The following is a 16,467-nucleotide window of genomic DNA, read 5'->3' as shown; positions in this document are numbered from 1 at the left end:
GGAGCTTCGAGCTCCTTGAAGGGTCGTTCTAGACCAGGACGTTGATAGGTCAGGTGTGGAAGTGCAGTAATGCATTAAGCTAACTGATACTAATTGCCCGTAAGGCTTGATCCTATAACCAGTGTGTGTCGGCAGCCGTTCGTGCTTCAGCACTTATGGATGCCCCATCCCGCGCAACGCGCGGGGTCTTAATGAGCGAAATGCTCACACACGCCAAGGTTGAGATCAGTGTTGTGCCTGATATAAGTAGTAGCAAACACAACCCTAAGCTTCACCAGTAACAACGAGGCACTCGCCAAAGAGTGAACTCGACTACTTCTTCCCCAGATTGGTTGTATCGACTCAACCCCGATACAACACCCCCTTTATGCCTGATGACCATAGCGAGTTGGTACCACCCCTTCCCATCCCGAACAGGACCGTGAAACGACTCCACGCCAATGATAGTGCGGATACCCGTGTGAAAGTAGGTAATCGTCAGGCTCCCCATGCGCTGCACCAAGCAACTCACCCGCTTGGCAGCTAAACAAAAACCCCACCCCATAAAGGTGGGGTTTTTGCGTTCGGACTCGGCTTCCAATGCATGTCGCCGGGACATCACTAAACAGCTGGAACACAAGCCGTTACTTCAAAAAAACACGCCCGCTTCAGCAGAGCGGGCGCATCGACATTCAACACGACTAACTCATTCAGCGCGTCGCTTGATCCGCTCCAGCGGCTAAGAACCTCTCCGCGAGCCGAACCCAATACGTAGATCCCACAGATAACAGCGCATCGTTGAAATCGTAGCTTGCGTTGTGAAGCGTGCAAGGCCCCAGCCCGTGCCCAGTGTCGCGATGTGAACCTTCGCCGTTCCCTAAAAACGCATAGCAACCTGGCTTCGCCAGCAGCATGAACGCAAAGTCTTCGGCGCCCATCGTTGGCTCGACGGTCGCGTTGACGTTTTTCTCTCCAACCACCTCCGTCATCACCGACGCCGCAAACTGCGTCTGCTCGGCGTCATTAATCGTCGGTGGATAGTTGCGATGAAAGTCGATGGAAACTTCGCACTCGTACGCCGCCGCAGTCGCCTCCGCAATCTTCCGCATCCGGTGCTCGATCAGATCGAGCGTCTCGACGGTAAATGTTCGCACCGTGCCACCGAGCCAAGCGTCATCGGGGACCACATTCGACGTGTCGCCAGCATGGATCTGCGTGATCGAAAGGACCGCGGTGTCGATCGGTTTCTTGTTTCGCGTGATGATCCCCTGCAGCCCATTGGCAATTTGAACTGCCGTGAAAACCGGGTCGCGTCCGCTGTGCGGCAACGCTGCATGTGAACCAATACCCTTGATATTGATGCGGAATTCATTGCTCGAAGCCATGATCGGGCCTGGCGTGACCCCGAACGATCCGGCGGGCATACCCGGCCAGTTGTGAATGCCGAACACGGCATCGACGGGAAATTGTTCGAACAGCCCGTCCTCGATCATCGCCTTGGCGCCGGCCCCGCCTTCCTCGGCCGGCTGGAAGATGAACACGATCGTGCCATCGAATTTGCCGAGCTCAGCAAGATGCTTCGCCGCGCCCAGCAACATGGCGGTATGGCCGTCGTGTCCGCACGCGTGCATGCGGCCTTCGTGCTGCGACCGGTGCCCAAACGTGTTGATTTCGGCGATGGGCAATGCATCCATGTCGGCACGCAGTCCCACGCATCGCTTGCTCGAACCGCGCTTCAACACCCCTACAACCCCGGTTTTTCCCATGCCACGATGAACTTCCAGGCCCCATCGTTCGAGATTTTCGGCAACTAGCTTTGCCGTGCCGACTTCTTCATAGCGCAACTCGGGATGCGCGTGGATCGTTCGTCGCAGCGCCTTGATTTCCTCATGCGACGCTTCGATTTCTGGAATCAGATTCATAAACTGCCCTCTGTCTTAAAAGATAACCTTGCGCGTGCTTTCGTCCGCGTCGATTGCACCATTCTACGCCCGCGATAATTTATCGAGATGCGAGACGGCGAGATCGGCCAACCGTAATAAAATCGTCGTATCTGTCCGCTTTTTGCACATTCCCACCGGATATCCGTATGAACGCTCCCGCCGAATTCGCCCGCGCTGTCTGCCCGCACGATTGTCCCGACACCTGTGCGATGCGCGTCACCGTGAAGGACGGCCGCGCGATCAAGGTGACCGGTGATCCCGATCATCCGCCCACGCAAGGCGTGCTTTGCACGAAGGTGTCGCGCTATGCCGAACGAACGCATCATCGGGATCGGTTGCTCACGCCCATGCGTCGCGTCGGTGCGAAGGGGGAGGGTCGTTTCGAAGCGGTGAGCTGGGACGACGCGTTGAAATTCGCTGCCGTGCGCCTGAATGAAATCGCGGCGCGCGCACCCGAAGCCATCTTGCCTTACAGCTACGCCGGCACCATGGGCCTGGTGCAGGGCGAAAGCATCGCTGCACGCTTCTTCAATGTGCTCGGCGCGTCGCGTCTGGACCGCACTATTTGCGCTGCAGCCGGCGCTGCGGGCTTGCGCTACACATACGGTGGCAGCCTCGGCATGCATACCGAGTATTTCGAGGAAAGCGAACTCATCCTGATTTGGGGCTCGAATTCGATCGCATCGAATCTGCACTTCTGGACGCGTGCGCAGGAAGCTAAGCGTCGCGGCGCGCGGTTGATTGCTATCGATCCGTATCGCTCGCTGACGGCTGAAAAATGCCATCAGCACATTGCGTTGAAACCCGGCACGGACGGTGCGCTGGCGCTTGGCATGATGAACGTGATGATCCGAGAAGGGTTGATCGATCAGGATTACATTGATGCCTACACGCTCGGCTACGACCAACTCAAGGCTCGCGCCGACGCTTATCCGTCGGCGCGTGTTGCGCAAATATGCGGGATCGACGAGCAGGTTGTGATCAATCTCGCGCGGGCTTTCGGATCGACGAAAAAAGCATCGATACGCCTCAACTACGGCATGCAGCGCGTGCGCGGCGGTGGCAATGCGGTCCGCGCTATTGCTTGCCTGCCTTCGCTCACGGGCGCATGGCGCGAGCGGTCGGGAGGCTTGTTGCTGTCGTCGTCGAGTTGGGCACCGGTCGATGTCAACGCGCTCGAACGGCCGGACTTGCTGCCGGGATGGCCATCGACATTGCCGCGCATGGTGAACATGAATGCTATTGGCGACGCGTTGCTGCACGCCGGCGACGCCAGCTTCGGTCCGAAAGTTGAGGCGCTGATCGTCTACAACTCGAACCCGGTCGCGGTCGCGCCCGATTCGTCGAAGGTCGCCGCTGGGTTCGCGCGCGAGGATCTGTTCACTATCGTGCTCGAGCATTTTCAGACCGATACCGCTGACTACGCCGACCTCATCTTTCCGGCGACCACGCAGTTGGAACATCTCGATGCCCACAAGTCATACGGCCATACGCATGTGATGGCGAACTTGCCGGCCATCGCTCCGGTCGGCGAGTCAAGGGCGAACACGGAGATTTTCCGCGGCTTGGCGAGAGCGATGGGGCTGGCGCATCCGGCGTTATTCGAAACCGATGAAGAGCTGGCATCGAAGGCATTCCGCTGGGACGATCCCGCGCTCGCCGGCGTGACCTGGGACACGCTGAAAACAAAGGGCTGGGCACAACTCAAGCTGGCTGAGGCGCCGTTTGCCGAAGGCGGTTTTCACACGCCATCGGGGAAGTGCGAATTTTTCAGCGAGCGTTTGCAACGTGCCGGGCTTGAGCCGGTGCCGGATTACCTGCCGCCGTACGAATCGGCCGAGTACGCGCCGACACTCGCCGCGCGTTTCCCACTCGCAATGATATCGCCGCCCGCGCGGAACTTCCTCAACAGCAGCTTCGTCAATGTGGAAAGCCTGCGATCAACGGAAGGAGAACCGCATCTCGACATGCATCCCGCCGATGCTCACGCCCGTCAAATCACCGAAGGTGAATTGGTCCGCGTATTCAACGATCGTGGTTCGATGCAGGCACGCGTGCGCGTCACCGATCGTGCGCGTGAAGGCGTCGTGGTGGGTTTGTCGGTATGGTGGAAGAAGCTCGCGCCGGATGGCTGCAACGCAAATCAGGTCACAAGCCAGGCGCTCACCGATCTCGGTGGGTCTGCGACATTTTATGACTGTCTCGTGGAGGTCGAGGCAGCTTACTAAGTCGAGAAAAATTGCGTGAAAGCCAGCAGGCGTAAGGGGAAGCAGGAACCGGTGAGATTGGAAGCTGGCGTCTAACCCGGTTGTCGGAATGCGACCGAGCGGATAGGATGCGCTACGGGCTATTTTCGCACGACCATTCTAAAATCATACAAAGGAGACGCCGTATGGAAAAAATTTGGCTGAAGTCTTATCCGGCAGGCGTGCCCGAGGAAATCGATGCATCTCAGTACAACTCGCTTTCCGACCTGCTGGAAGAAAGTTTTCGCGAACATCGCAGCAAACGCGCGTTTGTCTGCATGGGCAAGTCGATCACCTATGGTGAACTCGACACGCTGTCCAGCCGGCTAGCTGCATGGCTCCAGGCGCGTGGATTGAAGACCGGCGCGCGCGTCGCGATCATGATGCCGAACGTGTTGCAGTACCCGGTCGCGATCGCCGCCATTCTGCGAGCGGGTTATGTCGTAGTGAACGTGAATCCGCTCTATACGCCGCGTGAACTCGAACATCAGTTGAGGGATTCCGGAGCCGAGGCCATCGTCGTGCTCGAGAACTTCGCGCATACGGTGCAGGCCGTTGCGAAAAACACCGCGATCAAGCATGTGGTGGTTGCGTCGATGGGCGACCTGATGGGCGCGAAAGGCGTGATCGTCAACTTCGTCGTCCGGCGTGTGAAGAAGCTGGTGCCGGTATGGTCGCTTCCGGGCCACGTGAGTTTCAACGCGGCCCTTCGACAAGGTGCACGCGAAACGCTCAAACCCATCAAGCAAGGCCCCGAGGACATCGCTTTTCTCCAGTACACCGGTGGCACGACGGGCGTAGCGAAGGGCGCGATGCTGTTGCATCGGAACCTGATTGCGAACGTCTTGCAGTCCGAAGTCTGGCTCGAGCCCGGGCGCAAGAACCGGCCGGACATCGATCAGTTTGTGACCGTCGTGGCGCTGCCGCTTTATCACATCTTCGCGCTGACCGTTTGCGGCTTCCTGAGCTTGCGCACGGGCGGCATGGGCATCCTGATTCCGAATCCGCGCGATATCCCGGGCACGATCAAGGAGCTGAAGGGCTTCCAGATCAACACGTTTCCTGCCGTGAACACTCTGTACAACGCGCTGCTTAACAATCCGGAATTCGCCAAGCTCGACTTTTCCAAGCTGATCGCGGCAAACGGTGGCGGCATGGCCGTGCAAGAAGCCGTGGCGAGGCGATGGTTCGAGACAACGGGTTCGCCGATTATTGAAGGTTATGGGTTGTCCGAAACATCTCCGTGCGTGACGTGTAATCCGGTGACCGCGACGGAATACACCGGCACCATCGGCTTACCGTTCCCGTCGACCGAACTTACCATCCGCGACGACGACAACAACGACATGCCGCTTGGTCAGCCCGGCGAGATTTGCATTCGCGGTCCACAGGTCATGGCGGGCTACTGGAATCGTCCCGATGAGACGGCAAAGGTGATGACCTCCGACGGCTTCTTCAAGTCGGGTGATGTCGGCATCATGGATGAACGTGGATACGTGAAGATCGTGGACCGTAAGAAGGACATGATCCTGGTGTCGGGCTTCAACGTGTATCCGAACGAGATCGAAGATGTAGTGGCGAAGCTTCCGGGCGTGTTCGAAGTAGCGGCCGTCGGCGTGAAGGATGCGACCTCCGGTGAAGCGGTCAAACTGTTTGTTGTTCGCCGCGATCCGCATCTGACGGAAGCCGATGTGATGGCTTTCTGTAAGGAACGGCTGACCGGCTACAAGCGGCCACGCATGATCGAGTTCCGGACGGAGCTGCCAAAGAGCAATGTGGGCAAGATATTGCGCCGTGAGTTGCGTGACGGCAACGCCTGAGCACGGTTAAACCGTTGTAGAACGAAATAAATAGCAGGCCTTCGCATCACAGGATGTGGAGGCTTTTTTTTATCGTTCGCGCCGAAACCCTCAGGACCGGCACGAAAAAAAGCGCCCGAAGGCGCTTTTCAAGACAACTGTTTTATTAAGACTTATTAGAACTTATGACGAATACCAGCCAGTGCAGTGATCTGGTTTTGCGTCGACGACGGCGACAAGCCGTTGATGTTCGCTACAGCAGCCCTGCCAGTCGAATCCGTGCCGGACGCGTGCATGTAGATGCCATCGAGATACAAGTCGGTCGTCTTCGACAAGAAGTAGTCGATACCCACAACACCCTGGTTGTAGTTCGCGTTGTTCTGTCCGTAGCCGTGCGTGTAATCCCACGCGGCGCCAGCCAGAAGAGCCGGGGTGATCTGATACTTGAAGTTGACTTCGACGTTGTGGAACTTGCCCGCACCCGTGTAGCCATTTGGATTCAAGCCGATGCCGGCCGTCGAGCCAAGATTCTTGAACTGGATGTTGCTGTACGTCACGCCGACAGTCGCCGGGCCGAACACGTAAGCACCGCCAGCCGCGATCACTTGCTGCGTCTTCGCCGAGGCGTAGCCCGAGAAGATGCGGTTGGTGATGTTGTTCGAGCCGGCGGCCGTGGTAGCCGTGTTCGACGTCGTGTTATTGCCCCAGAACGAATAGTTCGGGTTCTTGATGTTCAAGTAGGCAGCGCCCAACGTGATCGGGCCTTGGGAGTAACCGATACCACCGGTCCAGATCTGGTTCTGGCTGAACTGACCAGCGATACCGCCAAGGCTGTAAGCACCGCCGAACGTCAGGCCGTTGTAGTTGGCACTCGCGTACTTGATCGAGTTGTTCATGTGGTTGGTGTTGTTCATGTCGTCCATGTCGCCTGCGTGGGCGGCATAGAACGTTGCCCACTGGCTGGCAACTTCAAGCGGATCGACATAATCAACCACGGAGTCGTATTGGCGACCCAGCGTAACCGTACCGTACTGCGACGACAGGCCAACGTAAGCCTGACGGCCGAACTCACTGCCGCCCTGACCGAGCTTGCCGCTATAGATGTTGAAGCCATTCTCCAACACGAAGATTGCCTTCAGGCCACCGCCCAGGTCTTCCGTGCCGCGCAGGCCCCAGCGATCGCCTTGGACGTTGCCGCTGGTTGCCTGATAGAGGTGCTTACCGCCAGTATTGTTGACGTACTGGAAGCCGGCGTCGACGATACCGTACAACGTCACGCTGCTCTGGGCGTGCGCGGCACCTGCGAACGTGCCAAGCGCAGCCAGAGCGAGAAGCGACTTTTTCATTGATGATCTCCAAAGGGGGTTGAAACTGTTTGGCAAGGTCACTGTTCTAGCGCCAGTGTGTTGACGTCCCTGCCGGTACTTCAAGATTGAAGTTGAACGTAATGTAACAAAGAGACTTTTGGCGACAAAGGAAAAGCGGACGCTTCATTACGCGCATGTGACGTTTACGCAACATGCGGTAAAATCAGGGTTTTCGGCCCATTTGCGACCCGTATTTGCCCTAATTACACGTTTCCAAGAGTGGGTAATTTGTTAGTTGGACGATCGGTCTCCGCCTATGCAAGATCGCTCAGGAGATCGAAACAGGAGTTATGAAATGACACTCGATGAACTGATCTCTGAGTTCGATCGTGGACTGCGGTCGATGACTGGCGTATCCCAGATGTCACGTCCCATACCGGAGGCGCCTCCGGTTCAGACGGACAGCGTTGAGTCGCTCGCCGACGACGCTGATACATCGCTGAGCGCGGAAGAGAAGGCTCACTCGGCAGCGTTGATGCGCGTGAATCACGTGGGCGAGGTGTGTGCTCAGGCGCTGTATCAAGCGCAAAAACTCGCGACCAACTCGACGACCTTGAAGCGCGGCTTCGAGGACGCGGCGCGCGAGGAAGAAGATCATCTCGCGTGGACCATGCAGCGTTTGCGTGACCTCGACTCGCGGCCAAGCCTGCTCAATCCCTTGTGGTACACCGGATCACTGGCGCTGGGTTTTATCGCGGGCAGGTTTGGCGACCGCGTCAGTCTCGGATTCATGGCGGAAACTGAACGTCAGGTAGAGAAGCACTTGAACAGCCACATGACGAGTCTGCCGGCGAACGATCACGCATCGCGGGCGATCGTCGAGCAAATGCGCACCGATGAAGCCGCGCATGCCGTCGCGGCCATCAACGCGGGCGGCGTCGAGTTGCCGTTTCCGGTGCGTGCGCTGATGCGCGCGACATCGAAGGTCATGACCCGCACGGCGTACTATATTTAATCTGTCACGCATCTCGCCGATCTGGCGGGATGCGATCTCAACTTCCCTCCCGTTTTTCACGTTCCATCTGACCCGTAATACTCGTGCGGGCCTTCACAACCAAAACCATTCCCGCTTTTCATCTGTCATTTCACGTATCACCTTCACATTCGCTACTACGTCATTCATTCATAACGCTTTTCGAAATTTCAGCCTACTTTAGCGGTCTGCGCTAAGTCATTGTTCTAACAAACAAAATTAGTCAAAAAACGCCAGATCGTATTGACCGGCGAAATCCGTTCCTCTACAGTGGGAAATGGTGTGAGAAAGTGTATTTTTGTGTGATTCAACGCTCACTTTCAGGCATATTCCAACAAAGGTGTGACGCGCCGCGGTGGCGCGAAGAGGAGAGGGCGAGTGTTCCAAGGGGCTTCGGCGCTATCACTCGATGCGAAAGGACGGATGTCTGTCCCATCTCGCTATCGGGAAGCGCTGCAAGGACAGGCAGAAGGCCGGGTTACGCTCACCAAGAGCCCGGATGGATGCCTGTTGCTCTTTCCTCGCCCTGAGTGGGAAATCTTTCGTTCGAAAATCGCTGCACTCCCTATGGACGCAATCTGGGTTCGCCGGATTTATCTCGGCAACGCCATGGATGTCGAGCTCGATAGCGCCGGACGGGTATTGGTATCGCCGGAATTGCGCGCGGCGGCATCTCTGACTAAAGAAGTGACGCTGCTTGGCATGGGCAATTACCTGGAAGTGTGGGACGCGGTGACTTACACCGAGAAGGAAAAAGCGGCAATGGCGCAAGGCATGCCCGACGCGCTGAAGAATTTTACGTTTTGACGCGGCGCTAAAAGAACATGGCCCCTGCGATGAAAAACGAATTGCAGCATCGCACGGTGCTGCTGGATGAGGCGGTGGATGCGCTCGTCACACGTGTGGACGGTACTTATATAGATGGAACGTTTGGACGCGGCGGCCATAGCCGTCTGATCCTGACGAAGCTGGCGGAAGCGGGGCGCCTGATTGCCTTCGACAAAGACCCGTTGGCTATTGCCACAGCAGCGCAGATTCAGGATTCACGGTTTTCCATAGTGCATGAAAGTTTCGCCTCGTTAGCCGATGCCGCTGCCGAGCGAGGAGTAGGGAAAGTGTCGGGCGTATTGCTGGATCTGGGGGTGTCGTCGCCACAAGTGGACGACCCGGATCGCGGCTTCAGCTTCAGGGCCGACGGCCCGCTCGACATGCGGATGGACCCGAGCCGTGGCGAATCTGCTGCGGAATGGCTGGCGCGGGCAACGGTGCAGGAATTGACGGAGGTGATTAAAGATTATGGGGAAGAACGGTTTGCTTTTCAGATTGCAAAGGCGCTTGTTGCTCGCCGGGCAGAGTCCGATCGTCTTGGGCCTCTCGTCACCACGGGCGAGCTTGCCCAAATCGTGGGTCATGTCGTCAAAACCCGTGAGAAGGGTAAGGATCCGGCAACCCGCACCTTTCAGGCTATACGGATTCACATCAATCAAGAGCTTGCGGAGCTGCAAGTAGTTCTGGACGCAGCATTGGCGTTGTTGGAGCAAGGGGGGCGCCTCGTCGTGATCAGCTTTCATTCGCTCGAGGACCGGATCGTCAAACGTTTCATGCAGGCCCACGCAAGCGGGCCTGCGATCGACCGCCGCCTGCCGATCCGCGCCGCCGATCTGCCCAGTCCGCCGCTCAAGCTGATTGGCCGTGTCTTTGCGTCCGACGCTGAAGTCTCGGCGAACCCGCGCGCGCGTTCCGCTGTCATGCGCATTGCCGAGCGGGTTACTGCGCAGGCTTCCGGGACGGCGCCATGAACCGTCTCAACATCTTCCTCTTGATCGTTGTCCTCGGCTGCGCGCTGTCGGCGGTGAGCGCCTCGAACAAGCAAAGGCAGATTTTCATCAATGTGCAAAGGGCTCAGTCGGAAGAGCGCCAGTTGCAGCAGGATTTTTCTCAGCTTCAATATCAGCAGAGCGCGTTGTCGAAAACGTCGCGTATCGAGCAGTTGGCCACTACCTCTCTCAAGATGCTGCCCGTCACCACGGGCCGTACGCAATATCTGAACTATGACCCGACGACGTCGAAGGCAACGGACGCGCCGTTGCCTGCGCCCGTCCCGGCGTCGGCTCCTCCCGCACGCGGGGTGAAACGATGAAACCGTCGCCAAAGAAGAACAAGGGCGTCGCCTTCACGCCCAATCCCATTCTCACGGTGCGCCTCCCCATGTGGCGCTCGAAGCTCGTCGTGTTCATGTTGTTCATGGCGTTCGTCGCGCTGGCGGGACGCGCGTTCTGGATCCAGGGTCCGGGCAACGCATTCTTCAAGAAGCAGGGTGAAAGCCGCTATCAGCGCACGCTCGAAATGCCAGCCACGCGCGGCCAGATCAAGGACCGCAACGGCCTCGTGCTCGCCACCAGTTTGCCGGTGAAGGCGATCTGGGCAATCCCCGAAGCCGTGCCCGATGACCTCGGCGCGGAGAAACTCGGCCAGCTCGCCACGCTGCTCGACATGTCGCCGAAGGAATTGCGCGCGAAGCTCTCCATGGACAAAACCTTTGTCTATGTGAAGCGCCAGGTGCCCATGGAAGTCGCGCAAAAAGTCACGGCCCTCGATATTCCCGGCATTTATTCGCGCGGGGAATACAAGCGCTTTTATCCGGAAGGCGAGATCACCGCGCATCTGATCGGCTTTACTAATATTGAAGACAAGGGTCAGGAAGGCGTCGAACTCGGCGATCAGGGCGTGCTTGCCGGTACGCCGGGCATGCGTCGCGTGATCAAGGACCGGATGGGGCACATTGTCGAGGACGTGGACGAGCAGGTCGTGCCGCATAACGGCGACGACGTGGAATTGTCGATCGACAGCAAGATCCAGTACATCGCGTACACGAACCTGAAAGCGGCCGTGGAGAAGTTCAAGGCGAAGGCGGGCGCGGCGATCGTGATCGACGTGAAGACCGGCGAAGTGCTTGCGCTCGTCAACTACCCGACCTACAACCCCAACGACCGCTCGCGCATGACCGGCGAGCAGTTGCGCAACCGGATCATGACGGACACGTTCGAGCCGGGCTCGATCATGAAGCCGTTTACCGTTTCGCTGGCACTCGATCTGCATCGCGTCTCGCCGAATACGCTGGTCGATACGGGCGGTGGTTCGTTCGTGCTCGACGGCGCGCGCATCACCGACGACTCCGCGTTCGGCGTGTTGACCGTGGGTGGCGTGATCCAGAAGTCGAGCAACATCGGCGCGACCAAGATCGCGATGCAGTTGAAGCCTGAAGAGATGTGGAACATGTATACGAGCATCGGGCTCGGACAAGCGCCGAAGGTGGGTTTCCCGGGCGCGGTGTCGGGTCGGCTGCGTCCGTGGAAAAGCTGGCGCCGGATCGAACAGGCGACCATGTCGTATGGCTATGGTTTGTCAGCGTCGCTGTTCCAGTTGGCCCGTGCCTACACGGCAATCGCGCATGACGGACAAGTGTTGCCCGTCTCCATTTTCCGCACGCCGGGCGACGCTGCAGTGACGGGTCCGCAAGTGTTTTCGCCGACCACAGCCCGCGAAGTGCGCGCCATGCTGGAAACGGTGACCGCGAAGGGCGGCACGTCGCCGGACGCAGCGGTGCCGGGGTATCGCGTGGGCGGAAAGTCGGGTACGGCGTACAAGCACGCAGGACGTGGTTACGATAAATCGCGGTATCGCGCATCGTTTGTCGGCATGGGACCCATGCCTGATCCGCGCATCGTGGTGGCGGTTTCTGTCGATGAACCGACGGCCGGCAGTCACTTTGGCGGCCAGGTGTCAGGTCCGGTGTTCTCGGCAATCGCCGGCGACACCTTGCGTTCGCTGAACATTCCGCCCGACATGGCGGTGAAGCAGATGGTGGTGTCCGATGACCCCGCCTCCAGCACGCCCGCCACCGACATCAAGAAGCCGAACGCGACGAACACGAACGCGAACCAGCCGAAGAAGCTGAAGGTATCGACGAATCCGAAGAATCACCCGGGAGTCGTTCGATGAGCGGTCTGGATCTGGTCAAGCAGCAGGCGCAGATCGCGAAGGCGGTTGAGTGGCTGCGTGCGCACGCGGATGCCAGCGCGCAATTGCACGCCGACTCGCGCTCGCTGAAACCGGGTGATGTGTTTTTTGCCTATGCGGTGGATGGTGCGGACAGCCGTCCTTTTATCGATGCCGCGCTCGCAAATGGCGCCGCTGCCGTGCTGTATCAGCCGGAGAATTTCACCGGCAAGCCGGATGCGTCACGTACGTTGGCGGTCAAGGTGCTGAATGAACTCGCCGGGCCGATTGCGTCGGCGTGGTACGGCGAACCCACGGAATCCATGCTGGTCGCGGGCGTGACCGGAACGAACGGCAAGACGTCGTGCAGCCATTGGCTGGCAGCGGCGCTGTCGGCGTTGGGAGCGCCCTGTGCGGTGGTCGGGACGCTCGGAAGCGGCATGCCCGGCAAGCTCGTGCATTCCGGTTTTACAACGCCCGACGCACCGCAATTGCAACGCACGTTTGCCCAGTTCAAGACTGACGGCGCGAAGGCCGTGGCGATGGAAGTTTCGTCGCATGCGCTGCATCAAGGGCGCGTGAACGGCACGAAGTTCGACATCGCCATCTTCACGAACCTGACGCAGGATCACCTGGACTATCACGGCACGTTCGCCGCGTACGAAGGGGCGAAGGCGAAGCTGTTCGCGTGGCCGGCGTTGAAAGCAGCCGTCATCAATCGTGACGACGCGGCTGGTCAGCGTTTGATTACATCGTGTCACGGCAGGACGCGAACGATTGCGTATGGAATCGCTGAAAACGCCACGGGCGCTGAAGTAAAAGCCGACGCGTTGCTGCTTGCCAGTAACGTGCGCGCGACCGCGACGGGCACGGCGTTTCACTTGAGTTCCGACTGGGGCGATGCCGATGTGGAAGTCGCGACGCTTGGCGAGTTCAACGTGAGCAACCTGCTCGGCGTGCTCGGCGCTTTGCTGGCAGCGCACATTCCGCTCGATGCCGCGCTCGCGCAGATCGCGAAGCTCGAACCAGTGAACGGACGCATGCAACGTCTCGGCGGCCGTTTGCAGAACGACGAGCCGTTGGTCGTCATCGATTACGCGCATACGCCGGACGCACTCGAGAAAACGCTGGCAGCGCTGCGGCCAATCGCCGAAACGCGTGGCGGCCAGCTGATCTGCATGTTCGGCTGCGGCGGCGATCGTGACGCGACCAAGCGTCCGCTGATGGGTGCTATCGCGGAGAAGAATGCGGATCACGTCGTCATCACCAGCGACAACCCGCGCGGAGAAGATCCGCTTGCGATCATCGATCAGGTTGCTGCGGGCTTTCAGGACGCGTCGAAGGCGCGCCGCATAGAAGACCGCGCGAGCGCGATCCTTCAGGCGATCCGCACCGCGGCGCGTGAGGACGTGGTCGTGCTGGCGGGCAAGGGCCACGAAGCGACTCAGGAAATCATGGGAAAGAAGCGCGCATTCTCCGATCAGGATCACGCGCGCCTGGCGCTTGCCGCTCGCGCCACGCAAGCACGCGGAGGTGGCGAATGACGCTCTTCACTCTACGCGATGCCGCGTTGCAGATTCCGGGCGCGATAGTTATCGGCGATGAAAACATCATGTTCGATCGGGTATCCACAGATAGCCGCACGGCCGGTCCGGGCGATCTGTTCATCGCGATCAAGGGCGATCGTTTCGATGCCCACAACTTCCTGCCGCAAGTCGCTCAGCGCGGTATTGCGGCGGTGTTGGTCACGCGCACGCCGGACGATTTTCAGGTGCCCGCGATCAAGGTCAAGGACACGCGCGAGGCGCTCGGCGCATTGGCTCATGGCTGGCGCAAGCGTTTTACGATTCCGCTGATTGCAGTCACCGGCAGCAATGGGAAGACTACGGTCAAGGAAATGATCGCGTCGATTCTCGCGGCTGCTGTCGGCGAAAGTGCGCGGCTCGCGACGGCAGGCAATTTCAACAACGACATCGGCTTGCCGTTGACGTTGTTCCGTCTGAACGAAACGCACAAGTTGGCAGTCGTCGAGCTCGGCATGAATCATCCGGGCGAAACCGAAACGCTTGGCAAGATCGCCGCGCCGACGGTTGCTGTCGTCAACAACGCGCAGCGCGAGCACCAGGAATTCATGGCGACGGTGGAAGCGGTCGCGCTGGAGCATGCGTCGGTGATCCACGCGCTGGCCAACAACGGTACGGCCGTTTTCCCCGCCGACGACAAATACGCGAGCATCTGGCGCGTCGCCGCGACGGGTAATCCGATCCTGGATTTCGCGTTGCATACGGATGCATCGCAAACGCCAGCAGCCGTGACCGGCAAGCTCGTTGGCGCGACACTCAAGATCAACACGCCGCAAGGCGCGCTCGAAGTCGCGTTGCAAGTGCTCGGCGAACACAACGCGCGCAACGCGTTGGCGGCGACGGCGGCCGCTATTGCCGCGAACGTTTCCCTTGATGCCGTCAAGCGCGGGCTCGAAGCATTTCAGCCGGTCAAGGGCCGCCTGCAAGTCAAGCGCGCGGCGCTTAAACCGATCGAAGGCGCGACGGTTATCGACGATACGTACAACTCGAATCCCGACTCCATGCGTGCAGCTATTGACGTGCTCGCATCGCAACCATCGCCGCGTGTGCTGGTCATGGGCGACATGGGCGAAGTCGGCGATCAGGGCCCGGCGTTTCATCGCGAGGTGGGAACGTATGCAGCCGAACGCGGCATTGATGCGCTGTACGCACTCGGCGACGCAAGCATGGATTCGGCCAAAGTCTTCGGCACAGCAGCACAGCATTTCACCGATATCACCTCACTCATTGCAGCACTCACCGGCGCGGGCTTCGGACCCGACGCCACGTTTCTCGTGAAAGGTTCGCGCTTCATGCAGATGGAACGCGTGGTGGACGCCGTGACGAGTCCACACCAACCCGCAGCGGGCGTAATGCCCGCTGCGCACTGAAGAAGAAGGACCAGCATGCTACTCGCACTCGCGCAATGGCTTCAGAATGACGCCAGTTTTATGCGCGTGTTTACCTACCTCACGTTCCGCGCAGTCGGCGCGACGATCACGGCGTTGTTCGTCGGCCTCGTCTGCGGCCCGTGGGTGATCCGCAAATTGACCTCGCTGAAAGTAGGTCAGGCCGTCCGTACGAACGGCCCGCAAACGCATTTGGTGAAGTCCGGCACGCCGACCATGGGTGGCGTGCTGATCTTGTTGGGCATCGCGTTTTCCACGCTGCTGTGGGCTGACCTGACCAATCGCTTCGTGTGGATCGTGATGCTTGTCACGTTCGGCTACGGCGTGATCGGCTGGGTCGATGACTACCGCAAGGTCGTGCATAAAGATCCGCGCGGAATGTCGTCGCGGGAAAAGTATTTCTGGCAATCGGTGATCGGTTTGTTCGCCGCCGTGTATCTCGCGTTCAGCGTGTCCGAAGCAAACAACGCGCGCGTGTTCGACCTGTTCATGGCCTGGGTGCGAAGCGGTTTATCGATGGGCTTGCCCGCGCGCGCCGACCTGATGCTGCCGTTCCTCAAATCGATCAGCTATCCACTCGGCACGTGGGGCTTCATCGCGATGACGTACCTGGTGATCGTCGGCTCGAGCAACGCGGTGAATCTCACCGATGGCCTCGACGGTCTCGTCATCATGCCGGTCGTACTGGTGGGCGCGTCTCTTGGTGCGTTTGCTTATGTGATGGGCAGCTCGGTGTATTCGAAGTACTTGTTGTTCCCGCACATTCCCGGCGCGGGCGAATTGCTGATTTTTTGTTCTGCAATGGGAGGCGCGGGGCTCGCGTTTCTCTGGTACAACACGCACCCCGCGCAAGTCTTCATGGGCGATGTCGGCGCGCTGGCGCTGGGCGGCGCGCTTGGGACCATCGCCGTGATCGTGCGGCAGGAAGTCGTGCTGTTCATCATGGGCGGCGTGTTTGTCGCGGAAACGCTCTCCGTGATGATGCAGGTCAGCTATTTCAAGTACACGAAAAAACGCTTCGGCGAAGGGCGGCGCATCTTCAAGATGGCGCCGCTGCATCACCATTTCGAGTTGTCGGGATGGAAGGAAACGCAGGTTGTCGTGCGCTTCTGGATCATCACGCTGATGTTGTGTCTGTTTGGTTTGTCGACGCTGAAACTGCGTTGATTTTTAGTTGGCCGGGAAAAAGG

12 protein-coding genes and 2 rRNA genes are annotated in these 16,467 nt (G+C 59.1%); 12 read left to right on the top strand and 2 right to left on the bottom strand.

What is annotated here, in order from left to right:
• Positions 1-114 (top strand): 23S ribosomal RNA (locus ACMX25_RS10440); the annotation flags it as partial.
• 256 nt (positions 115-370) lie between these two features.
• Positions 371-483, top strand: a 5S ribosomal RNA gene (gene rrf, locus ACMX25_RS10435).
• A 206-nt stretch (positions 484-689) separates the two neighbouring features.
• On the opposite strand, the gene ACMX25_RS10430 is transcribed toward rrf, so the two are convergent.
• On the bottom strand, positions 690-1,901 hold the full coding sequence (locus tag ACMX25_RS10430) for a M20 aminoacylase family protein (RefSeq protein ID WP_414949671.1): 1,212 nt from the start codon (positions 1,899-1,901) through the stop codon (positions 690-692).
• 167 nt (positions 1,902-2,068) lie between these two features.
• On the opposite strand from ACMX25_RS10430, the gene ACMX25_RS10425 reads away from it, so the two are divergent.
• Positions 2,069-4,150 carry a molybdopterin-containing oxidoreductase family protein gene (locus ACMX25_RS10425; RefSeq protein WP_414949670.1) on the top strand — a complete coding sequence of 694 codons (2,082 nt, stop codon included), beginning with the start codon at positions 2,069-2,071 and terminating at the stop codon, positions 4,148-4,150.
• A 164-nt stretch (positions 4,151-4,314) separates the two neighbouring features.
• Positions 4,315-5,988, top strand: a complete 1,674-nt coding sequence (locus ACMX25_RS10420; RefSeq protein ID WP_414949669.1) for a long-chain fatty acid--CoA ligase — start codon at positions 4,315-4,317, stop codon at positions 5,986-5,988.
• 155 nt (positions 5,989-6,143) lie between these two features.
• Here ACMX25_RS10420 and ACMX25_RS10415 read toward each other — a convergent pair whose 3' ends face one another.
• On the bottom strand, positions 6,144-7,313 hold the full coding sequence (locus ACMX25_RS10415; RefSeq protein ID WP_414949667.1) for a porin: 1,170 nt from the start codon (positions 7,311-7,313) through the stop codon (positions 6,144-6,146).
• A gap of 316 nt (positions 7,314-7,629) precedes the next feature.
• On the opposite strand from ACMX25_RS10415, the gene coq7 reads away from it, so the two are divergent.
• From coq7 to mraY, 8 genes are all read left to right on the top strand, one after another.
• Complete coding sequence (gene coq7 / locus ACMX25_RS10410) at positions 7,630-8,289, top strand: 2-polyprenyl-3-methyl-6-methoxy-1,4-benzoquinone monooxygenase (protein ID WP_414949666.1); 660 nt, start codon at positions 7,630-7,632, stop codon at positions 8,287-8,289.
• 396 nt (positions 8,290-8,685) lie between these two features.
• A complete protein-coding gene (gene mraZ / locus ACMX25_RS10405) occupies positions 8,686-9,114 on the top strand; it encodes a division/cell wall cluster transcriptional repressor MraZ (protein WP_097265458.1) in 429 nt (142 codons plus the stop codon).
• A gap of 29 nt (positions 9,115-9,143) precedes the next feature.
• Positions 9,144-10,106 carry a 16S rRNA (cytosine(1402)-N(4))-methyltransferase RsmH gene (rsmH, locus tag ACMX25_RS10400; protein WP_414949665.1) on the top strand — a complete coding sequence of 321 codons (963 nt, stop codon included), beginning with the start codon at positions 9,144-9,146 and terminating at the stop codon, positions 10,104-10,106.
• Positions 10,103-10,447, top strand: coding sequence for a cell division protein FtsL (gene ftsL / locus ACMX25_RS10395; RefSeq protein WP_414949663.1), 345 nt, complete (start codon positions 10,103-10,105; stop codon positions 10,445-10,447). Before rsmH ends, ftsL begins: the two co-directional genes overlap by 4 nt.
• A complete protein-coding gene (locus ACMX25_RS10390) occupies positions 10,444-12,309 on the top strand; it encodes a peptidoglycan D,D-transpeptidase FtsI family protein (RefSeq protein ID WP_414949662.1) in 1,866 nt (621 codons plus the stop codon). Before ftsL ends, ACMX25_RS10390 begins: the two co-directional genes overlap by 4 nt.
• Complete coding sequence (locus ACMX25_RS10385) at positions 12,306-13,850, top strand: UDP-N-acetylmuramoyl-L-alanyl-D-glutamate--2,6-diaminopimelate ligase (RefSeq protein WP_414949660.1); 1,545 nt, start codon at positions 12,306-12,308, stop codon at positions 13,848-13,850. The genes ACMX25_RS10390 and ACMX25_RS10385 overlap by 4 nt, the downstream gene beginning before the upstream one ends.
• Positions 13,847-15,259, top strand: a complete 1,413-nt coding sequence (locus tag ACMX25_RS10380; protein WP_414949659.1) for a UDP-N-acetylmuramoyl-tripeptide--D-alanyl-D-alanine ligase — start codon at positions 13,847-13,849, stop codon at positions 15,257-15,259. Before ACMX25_RS10385 ends, ACMX25_RS10380 begins: the two co-directional genes overlap by 4 nt.
• Positions 15,260-15,274: 15 nt before the next feature.
• Complete coding sequence (mraY, locus tag ACMX25_RS10375) at positions 15,275-16,444, top strand: phospho-N-acetylmuramoyl-pentapeptide-transferase (protein WP_414949658.1); 1,170 nt, start codon at positions 15,275-15,277, stop codon at positions 16,442-16,444.
• The last annotated feature ends 23 nt before the right edge of the window (positions 16,445-16,467 follow it).

The organism is Caballeronia eucalypticola (genome assembly GCF_047608185.1).
In the GTDB taxonomy this organism is placed as follows: Bacteria; Pseudomonadota; Gammaproteobacteria; order Burkholderiales; family Burkholderiaceae; genus Caballeronia.
The sequence above is the reverse complement of the archived record's forward strand: the minus strand, read 5'-3'. Positions and strand labels throughout refer to the sequence as shown.